Annotated in this window: 14 protein-coding genes; all 14 read right to left on the bottom strand. The window is 43.0% G+C overall.

Annotated elements, in window-relative coordinates; genetic code table 11:
* Positions 1–18: 18 nt before the first annotated feature.
* The 14 genes from tig to mapZ all read right to left on the bottom strand — a co-directional run bounded on the left by tig (position 19) and on the right by mapZ (position 14,253).
* Positions 19–1,302: a trigger factor gene (gene tig, locus M1F63_RS02035; RefSeq protein WP_000116506.1), complete on the bottom strand. Its 1,284-nt coding sequence runs from the start codon at positions 1,300–1,302 to the stop codon at positions 19–21.
* Positions 1,303–1,392: 90 nt separating this feature from the next.
* Entirely contained in the window at positions 1,393–2,049 is a 657-nt protein-coding gene (locus M1F63_RS02030) for a DNA alkylation repair protein (RefSeq protein ID WP_000050969.1), read from the bottom strand.
* Positions 2,050–2,682, bottom strand: a complete 633-nt coding sequence (locus M1F63_RS02025; protein ID WP_000698448.1) for a response regulator transcription factor — start codon at positions 2,680–2,682, stop codon at positions 2,050–2,052.
* A 13-nt stretch (positions 2,683–2,695) separates the two neighbouring features.
* Entirely contained in the window at positions 2,696–3,691 is a 996-nt protein-coding gene (locus M1F63_RS02020) for an envelope stress sensor histidine kinase LiaS (protein ID WP_247940599.1), read from the bottom strand.
* On the bottom strand, positions 3,688–4,386 hold the full coding sequence (liaF, locus tag M1F63_RS02015) for a cell wall-active antibiotics response protein LiaF (RefSeq protein WP_000714492.1): 699 nt from the start codon (positions 4,384–4,386) through the stop codon (positions 3,688–3,690). The genes M1F63_RS02020 and liaF overlap by 4 nt, the downstream gene beginning before the upstream one ends.
* A 167-nt stretch (positions 4,387–4,553) precedes the next feature.
* The gene (fni, locus tag M1F63_RS02010; RefSeq protein WP_247940598.1) at positions 4,554–5,555 is read right to left on the bottom strand and encodes a type 2 isopentenyl-diphosphate Delta-isomerase; all 1,002 of its coding nucleotides are present in this window, start codon (positions 5,553–5,555) and stop codon (positions 4,554–4,556) included.
* Positions 5,539–6,546 (bottom strand): phosphomevalonate kinase, encoded by a 1,008-nt coding sequence (locus M1F63_RS02005; RefSeq protein ID WP_247940597.1) that lies wholly within the window; start codon positions 6,544–6,546, stop codon positions 5,539–5,541. The genes fni and M1F63_RS02005 overlap by 17 nt, the downstream gene beginning before the upstream one ends.
* Positions 6,533–7,486, bottom strand: coding sequence for a diphosphomevalonate decarboxylase (gene mvaD / locus M1F63_RS02000; RefSeq protein ID WP_247940596.1), 954 nt, complete (start codon positions 7,484–7,486; stop codon positions 6,533–6,535). The genes M1F63_RS02005 and mvaD overlap by 14 nt, the downstream gene beginning before the upstream one ends.
* On the bottom strand, positions 7,468–8,346 hold the full coding sequence (mvk, locus tag M1F63_RS01995) for a mevalonate kinase (protein WP_247940595.1): 879 nt from the start codon (positions 8,344–8,346) through the stop codon (positions 7,468–7,470). Before mvk ends, mvaD begins: the two co-directional genes overlap by 19 nt.
* A gap of 117 nt (positions 8,347–8,463) precedes the next feature.
* Positions 8,464–9,483 carry a choline-binding protein CbpC gene (cbpC, locus tag M1F63_RS01990; RefSeq protein ID WP_000771063.1) on the bottom strand — a complete coding sequence of 340 codons (1,020 nt, stop codon included), beginning with the start codon at positions 9,481–9,483 and terminating at the stop codon, positions 8,464–8,466.
* 17 nt (positions 9,484–9,500) lie between these two features.
* Entirely contained in the window at positions 9,501–10,508 is a 1,008-nt protein-coding gene (cbpJ, locus tag M1F63_RS01985) for a cell wall-binding repeat-containing protein (protein WP_247940594.1), read from the bottom strand.
* Positions 10,509–10,606: 98 nt separating this feature from the next.
* Entirely contained in the window at positions 10,607–11,296 is a 690-nt protein-coding gene (locus M1F63_RS01980; RefSeq protein ID WP_049479741.1) for a response regulator transcription factor, read from the bottom strand.
* Between the two features lie 11 nt (positions 11,297–11,307).
* Positions 11,308–12,732 carry an NADP-dependent phosphogluconate dehydrogenase gene (gene gndA / locus M1F63_RS01975; protein ID WP_061587344.1) on the bottom strand — a complete coding sequence of 475 codons (1,425 nt, stop codon included), beginning with the start codon at positions 12,730–12,732 and terminating at the stop codon, positions 11,308–11,310.
* Between the two features lie 75 nt (positions 12,733–12,807).
* The gene (gene mapZ, locus M1F63_RS01970) at positions 12,808–14,253 is read right to left on the bottom strand and encodes a cell division site-positioning protein MapZ (protein ID WP_247940593.1); all 1,446 of its coding nucleotides are present in this window, start codon (positions 14,251–14,253) and stop codon (positions 12,808–12,810) included.
* Between the last annotated feature and the right edge of the window lie 7 nt (positions 14,254–14,260).

Genomic DNA, 14,260 nt, shown 5'->3' with positions numbered 1-14,260 from the left:
GCTTTTTCTCTTTTAAGATTATTTTACTGTTGCAGTGCTTGTGATCAATTCAACAGCTTTTTTGATAGTGATATCGTGTTTCAACATGTCAGCTGAAAGCAAGTTTTGCACTTGTGCAACTTCCATGTTGTAGTCTGCTGCCAATTGCTCGATTTCTTTTTGGATTTCTTCTTCTGAAGCGTCAAATCCTTCAGCTTTGGCAACTGCTTCGATAACAAGGTTAGTCTTCGTACGTGACTCAGCTTCTGCTTCGTATTGTTTGTGAAGGTCTTCTTGAGTAGTTCCTGTGATTTGGAAGTACATGTCAGGGTTGATCCCTTGGCGTTGCAAGTTTCCAAGGAATTCATTTACTGAACGGTGAACTTCTTCGTGGATCATTTCTTCTGGAAGTTCTACGATTTCAGCGTTTTCTACAGCTTTATCGATTGCTGCACCTTCAACGGCATCTTTGTATGCTTCTTCTTTCGCAGCAGTCAATTCTTTGCGGTATTTTTCTTTCAATTCGTCAAGAGTTTCCACTTCTTCGTCGATGTCTTTTGCAAGTTCATCGTCAAGAGCTGGAACTTCTTTTGCTTTTACTTCGTGAATAGTTGTTACGAATTTAGCTTCTTTACCTGCAAGGTCTTCTGCTTGGTAGTCTTCTGGGAATGTTACAACTACATCAACAGTTTCGCCAGCTGAGTGTCCAACCAATTGGTCTTCAAAACCAGGGATGAATTGACCTGAACCAAGTCCAAGTGAGAAGTTTTCACCTTTTCCACCGTCAAATTCAACACCGTCAATAGAACCAACGAAGTCAATAACAACAGTGTCGCCATTTTCAGCAGCGCCTTCTTTGATAACCAATTCAGCCAAGTTGTTGCGTTCGCGTTCGATACGTTCTTCAACGTCAGCGTCAGTTACTTCTTTTTCTACATCAACTGATACTTCAAGGTTTTTGTAGTCACCCAATTTTACTTCAGGTTTTGTCACGACTTCAGCAGTGATAACCCAGTCTTGACCTTTTTCCATTGAAGTTACGTCAATTTTTGGTTGCGCAACGACTTCAAGACCAGCTTCTTTTACTGCAGCTTCATAAGCGTTTGGCAAAAGTGCGTTCATTGCATCTTGATAAAGAGCTTCTTCACCAAATTTTTGGTCGAAGATAGGGCGTGGAAGGTGACCTTTACGGAAACCTGGAACGTTAAGAGTTTTCTTTACTGAGTTAAATACACGGTCCAATTCTGGTTTGATTTGGTCTTGAGAGATTGTGAAAGTCAAGACACCACGGTTTGTTTCTTTGTTTTCAAATGATACAGACATTCTGTCATTTCTCCTTAAAATTTTTAATACAGTCCATTATACCATATGACAGCGACTTTTTTCAAGTAATGAATGCGCTTTTCAATAGTGCTAGAGGTACTTGCTCGCTTCCTTGATACTAAGTTCAGCCATTCGTTTCTTATTTTTCTCAATATAACGTGCTACCCATTCGGGATTGGTTTTAGAGTAGTCTCTTAGAGCCCAGCCGATGGCTTTGTTGATGAAAAATTCTGTCTGGTCCAGATTGTTGACCAGGATCTTTTCCATCAGTTGGACATTTGTTTTTTCTTTTCTTAACAACTGGTAGTCAATAGCGACTCGTCTCAGCCAGATATTGTCTGAGAGGCTCCATTTTAAAATCACTTCTTCAAGTTCTGGATAGTCGGCTACCAAACTTCCTACTACTCGATCTAGGATATCTACCGTGTCCCACCAAGACTTGGTCACGACCAGACGCTCAAGTTTAGGCAAATCGTCCTTCGTTAGATAAGACTGCATGGCTTTCAAATAGTTGGCAGCTACATATTGGTATTCTCTAGGCTCCTTTTGCCAGCATATATTTACAAAATCCCAATCAATAATCTTTGTTTTTTTCACGCTTGGAAAGTATTTTTTATAGAGGGCATTTCTTTCAGGACCTGCAATACCTAGAAAGGGAAATTGATGGCGCATATAGGCTTCCATGGGGCCTGCCTTTTTCGGATCTTTTGCTGCTTCTAGCTCCACAAGTAAATCTTCAAGACTCATCTAAAAGTCCTCCTGCCCGACCAAGTGGTGCTGAAAGGCATAGACCGCAGCCTGGGTGCGATCACTGACCTCAAGCTTGGCTAGGATGTTGGACACGTGGGTCTTGACCGTCTTGAGAGAGATGAAGAGTTCATCTGCAATGCGTTGATTTTCGTAGCCCTTAGCGATGAGTTGGAGCACGTCTCGCTCACGCGCAGTCAGATCCTCATGAAGCTCCATATGATTACGGTGGTATTCAACCTTCTTGCTGACCTCTTGTTCAATGGCCAGCTCGCCAGCAGCCACCTTACGGACAGCATGGAGCAATTCACCTGCACTTGAAGTCTTAAGCATATAACCTTTAGCACCAGCATTCAAAACTGGCATGATTTTTTCATTGTCCAAGTAAGAGGTCACAATCAAGATTTTGGCTTTAGGCCATTCTTTGAGGATGGCCAAGGTAGCATCAATCCCATTCATCTCAGGCATGACGATATCCATGACAATAACATCTGGACGCAATTCCAAGGCCAAGTCAATACCTTGAGATCCATTGGCTGCCTCGCCCACAACTTCTACATCCTCTTGGAGGTCAAAGTAGCTTTTCAAGCCCAATCGGACCATTTCATGGTCATCTACCAGTAAAATTTTCATCTATACTCCTTTATCATTCCTTGTCTAGCAGGGGAATACGGATATCAACCGCCAGTCCTTGCTTTGGAGCTGTCAAAAGTTGAATCGTTCCTGCCATATCTTCAACCCGCTCCTTGATGTTTCGCAGTCCATAACTCAAGTCATCTAAACTCCCTAACTGGAAACCAATCCCATTGTCCACCACCTTCAGCTGCAATTCAACATCCGTCTGATAGAGGTAGACATCTAGACAAGAGGCCTGAGCATGGCGAAGGGTATTGCTGATCAACTCCTGAAGAATGCGGAAGATATGTTCTTCAATCTTCTTGGGCAATTTAGACACATTTTGCTTGAAACTGACCTTGAGATCACTCTTGTCCTCTAGCTCTTTTAAGAGGATTTGAATCCCCTCAATCAAACTCTTCTCCTCCAACTCAACAGGTCGCAAATGTAGGAGCAAGACCCGCAAATCTTTCTGGGCTGTTTCAAGGATAGCTGCAACACTTTGCAACTGGGTCTGCATCTTTTCTCTATCCAGCTTCAAAGCCTGCTGGCTGACACCTGATAAAATCATATGGGCTGCAAACAACTCCTGACTAACTGTATCGTGCAAGTCACGTGCAATCCGCTTTCGTTCCTTCTCGATGATTGCTTCTTCCTTGACCAGGCTTTGATTTTCAGCCTTTTGAACAGCCTCTGTCAAGAGGTTAAGCTTGCCAGACAAGGACTTAAAACTGGCATCCAAGTCTGGATCTGCAAAGGCAACCACCTCTTTTCCTGCTAGCAGTCGCTTGAGATTGACTTGCATTTTTCTGCGAGAGACTTCTTCTATCACGCGCCAAAAGAGAACAAAAAAGAAAGTCATGGAAAGGCTAAAGACCAAGATCAAGAAGATGAGTTTCTCTGTTTTCTCGATATCCTGTAGCAAATAGGACCAATCAAGATTTAGAATATCAAGCAGACTATTAGCCAAAAAGAGAATAAAGAGGAGTGAAGTCAGGCCGATTAACAGATAAGATTGCTTTTTCATCCTCTGACCACCTCCACATCGCCAACCATAGTAGTTAGGAAAATCTTGACACTCTTGTTACTCTTGAGATAGTCTCTGGTCTCCTGATGATAGTGTTCATTGCGGAGGGCTCGCTTGGGTTGATTGAGGAAAGTAAGATCTCCATAAAGACAGTTAACACTGAGGCTGATTTCCACATCAACAGGTACGATAATCCTAGTCGTTCCGACCATCTTTCTAAGGATAATGACATTGTCATGATTGGTTAGGATAACTCTTTCCAAATGAATGGTGTCCTTGCCCATGAGGCGAAAGAGGTTGATATCGTCAAACTGGCAGGTCTGGTGACTAGAGAAATGATGGAGATTACCAAACCAAGGATTGCGTTCATTTTTAACCGTCACCACCTCTTCAAAGACCAAGTCCGTCTCCTCTCTTTCTTGATTCATCATTGGATAGAGAAGAAAGAGACTGTAGATCACCGCTACAAAGATGGCTAAAATCACAAAGGGATTGAGCATGACGATGAAAAAGAAAAGAATAGTCGTTACAAGGAGGAAGACGTTGTTGCCCTCTTTACCTGTATAATAGCGCAGCAAGAGCAAAAAGAGGAACAGAATCAGCAGAAAACGCGAAAAATGCTCTGATACCATCAAAATCAGAGCTCCCGTCAACAGACAGGCTTCAATAAATAAAAAGATTTGAAATTTTTTCATAGATGCATCCTCTCCCTTCTATTTTATCACAATTCAAAAAAGTCACCTCGGTCTGAGGATGGAAAAAGGAGATTGGACAGAAATCGCTCCTACAAGCTAGGTTTCATCAACTCACTACAGTTGACAAAAGGCTACAAAAAAAGGGCGGGATTCTTGTCCCGACCTCTCTACATCTGATCTTTTGCTTCTTTTAGTTTGCCATAAAGAATATAGTCTACGTTTTGTAGATCCGCTATGGTGGCACAGTTAAGGGCACACATGATCAAACGCAGATCTTCTTTCCAGACTTGGACAATGCCAATCACTTCTTCGACTGTGTAGCTTTCAATCAACTCTAGAACGGTACGTGACAGTCCTACAGCCTTGGCACCAAAGACCAGGCACTTAATCATATCCAGCGGGTTCCGAACGCCTCCGCTAACCAAAAGTTCGACCTTGTCTTTCCAGTCTTGGGCATTGAGAAGGGCTTGCATAGTAGACTGCCCCCATTGATTGAGGTAATCACGCTGGCCACTGCGACGGTTTTCGATATAGGCAAAGCTAGTACCACCACGACCTGATAGGTCAACCGTTCGAACACCCAGATCATAGGCTCTCTCGATGGTCTTCACATCCATTCCAAAGCCCACTTCCTTTAAGACAATAGGAACGGGAATTTGCTTGCTATAGTCTGCCAGATGCGATTGCCAGCTTCGAAACTTTCTTTCTCCCTCGGGCATGAGCAATTCCTGCATGACATTAACATGCACTTGGAGGAGAAGAGGATTCATCGCTTCTACAGTCTGAAATCCCAACTCAACAGGCTTGTCCAAGCCAATATTGGTTCCAAGGAGAAGCTTTGGATGGCTAGATTTGACAGAAAAAGAGTCATCTGTTGAATCTTTGAGGGCTGCGCTATAAGAGCCCGTCACAAACAAAATCCCACATGCTTCTGCCACCTGAGCCAGTTTTTGATTGATTTCTTTACCTTTGTCGCTCCCACCTGTCATGGCATTGATATAAAAAGGAAAGTCCCACTTTCGACCTGCAAACTCTGTAGACAAATCAATCTCATCCAGGTCATAAAGAGGCAGGGAAGAATGAATCAACTCCACCTCATCAAAGCTATTATAGGAACTTTTCTGCTCAAGGGCATAGCGGATATGCTCGTCCTTACGATTTGTCGTCATGTCCTATCCTTTCTTGGTATAAGAGCTCAATCCCCAGATCGGCCCAGCGATTTTTTATGGTTTCAGTTGATTGCTCATCAAAACTCAAGGCAATGCCACAGTCACCACCACCAGCGCCACTACTCTTGGCAACAGCCTGCAAATCTTGACTGGCTTCTTTCAACTGTCTCAGCGAAGGTGTGTATATATCTAGGCTCAAGCCTTCTAAAAGCTGACTGGCTGTTTCCACCTGCTCGATGATTTTTTCTGAATTCCCCTGCTCCAAGGCTTCTACCAAAGCAGCAACCGTTGCTTTTGAGGAACTTAAAAAATTCTGGTCTATGTTTCGCTTGATTTGCTGGACCATTTGACTCGATACGGCCACTTGCTTGGTCCATCCAACTAGGAAATCACATTCTAGACCTGGTTTTACTTGTGAGATAGAAAAGCCCCAAGCACGCTCCAAAACTGTTGCCAAGCTTTCTTCTTGCAACCAAGCAGCTATCTTCTTTCGATCAAAAGATTGGTAGAGAACCAAATCCTCTGCCACAATACAGGCAAGGTCTCCCATAGAGCCATTGTCTCCTCGCTTGAGCAAGACCGCACTAGCCAGCTTGAACAAGAGATCCTGATCAATCGAAAGATTATACAGAGCCAGCAGCGCCTTGACAACCAAGACAACGACACTACCACTAGAGCCTAGACCAAACTTTTTCCCTTCTCGTTCCATTTTTCCACGGATTTCCAAGGAAAAAGGTCGCAAGGTTTGCCCACGATTAACGAGGAAATCTTCCACTAGAGAAATCGTTTCTTGAATCAAACTATAGGCAGGATTTGGCGTCAAGTCCACTGCGAAATCAAACATATCAGAATAGATACAGTAGCTATCAGAAAAGGCAATCTCCCCTTTCATATAGATAGGTATCGCCTTTATCAAGGCCAACTGTCCTGGCTCTAAAATAGCATACTCACCCGCCCAATAGAGTTTTCCGCAAGTTTTAACAGCAATCATCTTGGCTCAAATCCTTTGTTTTTGACACAATCAAGCGATAACGTTGACCGAAAATTTCTGATAAATGCTCCAAGTCTTTCTCCTGACAGAGGACCTTGACATTGGGACCCGCATCCATGGTAAAGTAGCAGGATTCCCCTTGCTCACGAAGCTGGCGGACAAAGTCCATGGCCTCATAAGTCGCATCCGTCAGATAAGAAAAGGCTGGTGATGCTGTTTTTGTCGTAGCGTGCATAGCAAGGGCATTTTTCTCCGTTAATTCCCCAACCTTGGCAAAGTCATTCTCTTTGAGATAACGCAGCATATCCTGATAGTCCTTCTCAGACTGACGCACCCAGTCATCAAAAGTCGTCGAAGTTTCCACACAAAGTTTCATCCCATCACGGCTAGAGATTGGTTTTTTCTTGTCTTCTAGCACCAACATAATCATAGCTAGTTTCAGGTCTGTATCAACAGGGTAAATTTCTCCGCTATCCTTGTCCCAGGCACCGAGCGGTCCATAAAAACTACGAGAGGAAGAACCTGAAGCGAACTTCGCTTCCTGCGCTAACTGGCTTCTATCCAATCCAAGTTTGAAATAGGCATTGCAGACCTTGACCAAGGCGGACAAACCGCTAGAACTTGAGGACAGGCCCGCTGCCGTTGGCATATTGTTTTGGGTATCGATACGGACAAAGCCTTCCCCAGCCGGACGGTAACGATCAATGATTTTACTCATCTTGGCATGCTCAGCCTCATTTTGGAGCTGACCATTGATATAAAAGGCATCAGCTGTCGCATGGGCTGGCAGAGGTGACAAGGTCGTCTCTGTGTACATATTTTCCAAAGTCAGAGAGATACTGCTAGTAGCAGGAACCATCTCTTTTTCTTTTTTCTTTCCCCAGTATTTGATAATGGCAATATTTGCATAGGAACGTACTGTTACAGGCTTTCGATCCATGTCTGAACAGCTCCTTTCTCTTCTAATCGTTTTGCTAGTTCTTGTGCTTGATCCAGATTGGTTGCCAAGGCTATGATACAGCCTCCTAGCCCACCACCGCTCATCTTGGCACCCAGAGCTCCGTAGCTCAGAGCCGTTTCAACGAGGGAATCTGCCTCAGGGCTACTGACACCAATTTCTTTTAAATGTAGATGCGCTTGACTGAGGATTTGTCCCAGTCTTTCAGCATCTTTTCGTCTAATCGCATCTTCTGCCTGCTGGGTCAATTCTCCCAAGGCATGCAAAAACGGTAGGGCATCCTTGCCCTTGCTTTGAACCACTTGGATGGCTTCACGAGTGTGGCCATACACACCCGTATCTGCAATCACCAAATAGGCAGATAGGTTCATCTCAAGTTCTGTAAAACCAACATTCTTGATAAAGCGAATGGGCTGGTCACTGAGACAGGTCTTGGCATCCAACCCGCTCGGATTCATATGGGCAATCATCTCAGCCCGATTGACCAAGATTTCTAGCACATCGTGAGGCAGGTCGGCTTGATAGTAGTCAAATACCGCACGAATGGCTGCTATGCTGATAGCAGCTGACGAACCCATTCCCCGTTTTTCAGGGATAGCCGAGTCAATCACACATCGAATGCAGGCTTCTTTGATATCCAAATACTCCAGCGAAGCATAAACCGCCATGGACAGGGTGTCCTCCTCATAGAGACGCCACGGGCTTTCAGCAGGGACTACCTTACAAGTCACCTCCACTTCCAAAAGAGGCAAGGAAATGGCAGGATAGCCGTATACGACCGCATGCTCCCCTATTAAAATAATCTTACTATGTGCCTGACCGACACCAACTTTTTTTGTCATGTTTTCCTTTAACCAGACGGAAAGACCGTCTCATTTCATACAGTAGTATTTTCTCCTATCTATTTTATTATATTTTCACAAAAAAAGCGATTGTTTCCTTCACAATCGCCTCTTTCATTATTGGACCCATTCGCCATTATAGTTGACAGAATAGCCTTCTACAGTTGTATTCACTGCTAAAGCACCTGAACTATATGTGTAGTACCATTTACCATTAACCTGGAACCAGCCTATCTTCATATCGCCATTACTTGCATGTAGATAATACCAAGTCGAACCTTCCTGATACCAGCCAGTCGCCATAGATCCTGATGAACGGAGATAGTACCACTTGTTCCCAAGGTATTGCCAGCCCGTTTTCATATCGCCATTTGGTTCATCTAAATAATACCAAGTGGAGCCTTCCTGATACCAACCAGTTGCCATGGTTCCTGATGAACGGAGATAGTACCACTTATTGCCAAGTTGTTTCCAACCCGTTTGCATGATGCCAGTTTCTGGGTCTAGGTAGTACCACGGAGCAGGTTTGCTTCTATCAATACCAAAAGTAACATGGAAATCTTGAGTCCAACCCTTAGCAACTTCACCAATTGGTAGTGGATTGTAAGAATCATCGCCAGAAATTCCTAGCTTATTTAAATAATACCAATTACCGTCTTCATAAGTCCAACCTGTCTTTACAGCATAATTATTATCAAAATAATAAGTTCTCTTTTCAGGAGATGGAGGATATTGTTCACCATATACTTTTCCTGTATTTTCAGACGTTTTTGCCTCTAGTACTTGTTTATCTGTTTGTTCTAGCAAAGCACCATCTGAGCTAAAATAATACCATTTTTGTTGGAGTCCGATTTCATTAACTGGTTGGTTATCTAATAAATTATCACGATAACCTGTTCCAGGAATTTCTAAGTATTGCCATCCAACTACCATTTCTCCTTTATCACCAAAATAGTAAGTTTTACCGTCTATTTTATGCCAATAGATTGCTTTATGATCATCTTTTACATAATATTTTCTATTATCCTTATCAACAAATTGGCCACCTGTTATGTCCGCAAATACAGTATTAGTAGCTAGCAAACCAAAGAAAAATGTTGCTAGTGCGACTTGCATCATTTTTTTCAAAAGCTTCATTTGTATCTCCTCCAACATTAAATCCACTCACCAGATGAAGCAAAGTTATAAACTTTACCATCGATAGTTTGGCTACCTGTAACCATTGCTCCAGAGGAATTGAGATAATACCAGTTTCCATTTACTTTTGTCCAACCTGTCTTCATATCTCCATTACTTGCATTTAGGTAGTACCAAGTTGAACCATCTTTCACCCAACCAGTTGCCATGGCTCCTGATGAACGGAGATAGTACCACTTGTTCCCAAGGTATTGCCAGCCTGTTTTCATATCACCATTTTCAGCATCTAAATAGTACCAAGTGGAGCCTTCTTGATACCAGCCAGTCGCCATGGCTCCTGATGAACGGAGGTGGTACCACTTATTGCCAAGTTGTTTCCAACCAGTTTGCATGATACCAGTTTCTGGATCTAGATAGTACCAAGCTGAACCATCATTTATCCAACCTGCACGTCTTTCACCACCAATATAGTTTTCTCCATTAATTTCCGTTTTAGCTAAATAATACCAATTAGACTGGTCATAAAGCCAACCTGTCTCTAAAGAATGATTTTGATTAAAGTAATAGTTCGTGTAAAAACTCTTCTCTTCTTTATCTTCCGGGTTTGTACGTTTTTCCCCATACTTTCTTCCAACACTGTCTTTAGTTTTAACCTCTAATGCTTTCCAACCAACAAACTCTTGTAGCACTCCATTTTTGTCAAAGTAGTACCATTCTGGCATTGGGGAACCTTCTAATCTTATGCCATTAGGGTAAGGACCAATTGTATATCCTTTAACTGGCATTGGAATGTATTGCCAACCAACAACCATTTCACCATTATAATCAAAATAATAGGTCTTCCCATCAATCACTCGCCAGTCCGTTTCTTTGAGGTCCCCCTTTTTATAGTAGGTTCTACCATTTTCTTGGACAAATTGCCAGCCTTCTGAATCAGCATCATCCGCAAAGACGGTGCTTGTCGCTAGCAAAGCAAAGAAAAAGACTGCTAGTAGAACTTGCATTATTTTTTTTACTATTTTCATTAGATCTTTCCTCCATAACTGATTGTAGCAAAGACTTTATTGTATGTCAATATATAGAAATTGCTCAAAAAAGCAGTTACACAACTGCAACTGCTTTTCTATTCTTGCATGGTGTACCCAACACCACGCACGGTTTTAATGTAGCTTTTTTGACCTTTTACATCAAGCTTGCTACGTAGATAACGGATATAAACATCCACGATATTGGTTTCTGTCGCACTTTCGTACTTCCAAACACTTTCCAATAACTGCTCACGAGTCAAGACCTTCTTGCTTCCCATGAGAGTGGCCAAAAGGTCATACTCACGGCGCGTCAGAGCAATCATCTCCTCGCCACGATAAACGGTATGATGTTCTACATCCATACGCAAATTGCGGTAAGACGTTGGGACCTTCATCTGACTACAGTGTTGGTCGATAAAGTCCCGACCTCGGAAAATCGCTGAAATACGAGCCACCAGCTGATCAATAATCACTGGCTTATAGATGTAAGAAACGGCGAAGCGCTGGATTGTCTCAATCTGGTCTTGCAATTCTTCGCGATGGTCTAAGACCATGATCACTGAGGCAGGTTTTGTCCGACTTAGCCTCTCTGCAAAATCCTGGGCCGTCATATCCCCCAGACGAGCATTCAGTAAAATCAAGTCATAATCTGTCTGGAGAGCCATGGAGAGGGCTTTTAGCCCCTCCTCGACCATATCAACACGGTATTGCTCTTTTTGGAGTTCCAGACTGAGAAAATGAGCGAGATTTCGTTCTTTCTCAAGTAATAAAATCCGTTTCCCCATGGCAGACCTACTTATTTTTCGTCATACCAAGAGTAGTGGAAGGTTCCTTCTTTGTCTTTACGTTGGTAAGTGTGGGCACCAAAGTAGTCACGTTGCGCTTGGATCAAGTTAGCAGGAAGGTCAGCTGAACGGTAGCTATCAAAGTAAGTAATAGCTGCTGAGAAAGTTGGCACTGGTACACCAGCTTGAACAGCAAGAGCTACGATATCACGCACTGCTTGTTGGTACTTGGCAGTAACATCCAAGAAGTACTCATCCAAGAGAAGGTTTGCAAGATCAGCATCGCGGTTGTAAGCATCTGTGATCTTTTGTAAGAAACGAGAACGGATGATACAGCCATCACGCCAGATAGATGCGATATCCGCAAATGGCAAGTTCCAGTTGTTTTCTTTAGAAGCCACACGCAATTGGGCGAAACCTTGTGCGTATGAAATGATTTTTGAGAAGTAAAGAGCTTGACGAATCTTTTCGATCAACTCAGCCTTGTCACCTTCAAATTTGAAAGTAGCTGGTTTTGGAAGGACCTTGCTAGCATGTACACGCTCTTCTTTGTATGTGGAGATGTAGCGGGCAAAGACTGACTCAGTGATGAGTGACAATGGCACACCAAGGTCAAGTGCTGATTGGCTAGTCCATTTACCAGTTCCTTTGTTTCCTGCAGCATCCAGGATGTAGTCTACGATTGGGCCATCTTGACCTTCATCATCTTTACGGCTCAAGATATCAGCTGTGATTTCGATCAAGTAGCTGTCCAACTCACCCTTGTTCCACTCAGTAAAGATTTCTGCCATGTCTTCTGCAGAAAGGCCAAGCAAGTGTTGCATCAAGTCATAGCTTTCTGCGATCAATTGCATGTCACCATACTCGATACCGTTGTGGACCATTTTCACATAGTGACCAGCTCCATCAGGACCGATGTAAGTCACACATGGTTTGCCATCTTCTGGTGCTTTAGCTGAGATTTCTTCAAGAACATCCGCAACCAATTCGTAGGCTTCTTTTTGTCCACCAGGCATGATAGAAGGACCTTCAAGGGCACCTTTTTCACCACCGGAAACTCCAGTACCGATAAAGTTGATACCTGAGTTTGCCAGTTCTTCATTACGACGGATAGTATCTTTGTAGAAAGTGTTTCCTCCATCGATCAAGATATCACCCTTGTCAAGGTGGGGAAGAAGAGCTTGGATAGTTGCGTCTGTACCAGGTCCTGCTTGAACCATCAGCATGATACGACGAGGTTTTTCGATTGAGTTTACAAAGCTTTCCACGTCATAGCTTGGCACAAAGTTCTTTTCAGGATGGCAAGCAATTACGTCTTCTGTTTTTTCTTTACTACGGTTGTAAATGGCAACTGTATAACCACGAGATTCGATATTTAGGGCAAGGTTACGACCCATTACGGCCATACCAACGACACCAAAGTTAGCTTTTGTCATGTGACACTCCTCTTGTTTAATATGTTTTATTTTATCATTTTTACCTATGAAAGGAAAGAATTTTGTAACGGAGTCCTAGTAGTCCAAGTCATCTGCATGACCAGAACCATTCCCTACAAAGTAACCTGTCTTACAGTTGAGGGTGAAGAGATAGGTTCCATCTGGTTTATAGAGGTTGTAATAACCATTTCCGTTTACGATATTGACACGTTCTAGGATATATTGATTCCCAGTGATATAGCCACGAGCACGTGATGTTGCTAGGACTTGTTCCAATACACCATCCGCAAACGTCCAAGCAGGGTTGTTGCTATCGTCTACAGCTGATTGGTTGTAAGGTACACGACTAGCACTTCTTTGAAGATTAACCCCATCGCCAGACAAACCACCATTTGTATCTCTAGCTGGTGCCGTGGTGCTTGTTGAAGGGGTCGTACTGCTTGCATTGCTTTCTGTAGCTGAACTTGAGCTTGCTTGACTCGTGCTAGAGCTTGAACTTGAGCTAGAAGCACTGGCTTGTTGGCTCTTGCCAAGACTAATGGCGTTATCCAAGAGTTTGTCTAGTTCTGTGTTGCCTGTCTTAATTTCTGTAAATTTAGCGTCTGCTTTAGCTTTCGCATTGGTATCCAAGACACCGTCCGTAATAGCTGGACTTTCAAAGAGGGCATTGACATCTTGAATGGCCTTGATTTGAGTTGCTAGGCTATCATATCTTGACTTAGCTAGTGTATAATCACGGCTACCTTCTAACTTATCTAGCAAGGTTTTCAGTTGGCTTAATTTATCAAACTGGCTGTTTTTCAGAGCAGTCTTATTAGCATCTGTATAGAAAGTATCATAGAGATCATTGAAGTCTTTCAAAGCTGTTTGTGTCCCTTGATCATCCGAAGAGGCTGCTTGAGAAGACTGGATTTCTTGGTTTGAACGAGATACTTGGCGGTAGACATAATATGTTCCAGCGAGCACAAGGATTGCAGCGACTACTGAAGCAGTGATGATGACACCTTTCTTCTTAGAGCCTGTTTCAGGTTCTGTTTGAGCCGAACGTGATAGAGGTGTATAGGTCTCCTCTTCTTGTTCCTCATTTATTTCCTTGGGCTCTGTTTCTGTCAAAACGAGAGGCTCTATTTCAGCATTTTCTTCATCTTGAAGTGGTGGAACAAACTGAGTAGTCTCTTCATTTTCTATCTCTTCAATAGATTCTTCAGCAACCATGTCTGAATCGTCTACCTGATCAGAAGGTTCACTTGATTCACGAACTTCTTGGATCATTTCCTCTAGGTTTTGAGTAGAAGCTAGTTCTTCTTTTTTAAACTGACGAGTTTCAAACTTGTCGGCTTCGATTTCTTCACGGTGCTGTTTGATGTATTTGTCTAAGATACTGTCCTCAGGCAATACTCCTGCTTCGACCTCTTCATTCTTACGAATGACTTGACCAACAGTCAAGTCTTTTGCTTCGTCAAAGTCAAATTTGGGTTCTTGATGTCCTTTTTTATGACGATCACGTCTTTTCTTACTCATGAGTTCA

It is taken from the genome of Streptococcus oralis (assembly GCF_023109155.1).
Lineage (GTDB): Bacteria > Bacillota > Bacilli > Lactobacillales > Streptococcaceae > Streptococcus > Streptococcus oralis_BZ.
Note: the sequence above shows the minus strand (reverse complement) of the source record. Positions and strands in the feature narration are given on the sequence as shown.

Bases quoted from the DNA above. Each gene is read 5' to 3' on its own strand.
- tig (WP_000116506.1), bottom strand. From the start codon at position 1,302: ATGTCTGTATCATTTGAAAACAAAGAAACAAACCGTGGTGTCTTGACT.
- M1F63_RS02030 (WP_000050969.1), bottom strand. From the start codon at position 2,049: ATGAGTCTTGAAGATTTACTTGTGGAGCTAGAAGCAGCAAAAGATCCG.
- M1F63_RS02025 (WP_000698448.1), bottom strand. From the start codon at position 2,682: ATGAAAATTTTACTGGTAGATGACCATGAAATGGTCCGATTGGGCTTG.
- M1F63_RS02020 (WP_247940599.1), bottom strand. From the start codon at position 3,691: ATGAAAAAGCAATCTTATCTGTTAATCGGCCTGACTTCACTCCTCTTT.
- liaF (WP_000714492.1), bottom strand. From the start codon at position 4,386: ATGAAAAAATTTCAAATCTTTTTATTTATTGAAGCCTGTCTGTTGACG.
- fni (WP_247940598.1), bottom strand. From the start codon at position 5,555: ATGACGACAAATCGTAAGGACGAGCATATCCGCTATGCCCTTGAGCAG.
- M1F63_RS02005 (WP_247940597.1), bottom strand. From the start codon at position 6,546: ATGATTGCTGTTAAAACTTGCGGAAAACTCTATTGGGCGGGTGAGTAT.
- mvaD (WP_247940596.1), bottom strand. From the start codon at position 7,486: ATGGATCGAAAGCCTGTAACAGTACGTTCCTATGCAAATATTGCCATT.
- mvk (WP_247940595.1), bottom strand. From the start codon at position 8,346: ATGACAAAAAAAGTTGGTGTCGGTCAGGCACATAGTAAGATTATTTTA.
- cbpC (WP_000771063.1), bottom strand. From the start codon at position 9,483: ATGAAGCTTTTGAAAAAAATGATGCAAGTCGCACTAGCAACATTTTTC.
- cbpJ (WP_247940594.1), bottom strand. From the start codon at position 10,508: ATGAAAATAGTAAAAAAAATAATGCAAGTTCTACTAGCAGTCTTTTTC.
- M1F63_RS01980 (WP_049479741.1), bottom strand. From the start codon at position 11,296: ATGGGGAAACGGATTTTATTACTTGAGAAAGAACGAAATCTCGCTCAT.
- gndA (WP_061587344.1), bottom strand. From the start codon at position 12,732: ATGACAAAAGCTAACTTTGGTGTCGTTGGTATGGCCGTAATGGGTCGT.
- mapZ (WP_247940593.1), bottom strand. From the start codon at position 14,253: ATGAGTAAGAAAAGACGTGATCGTCATAAAAAAGGACATCAAGAACCC.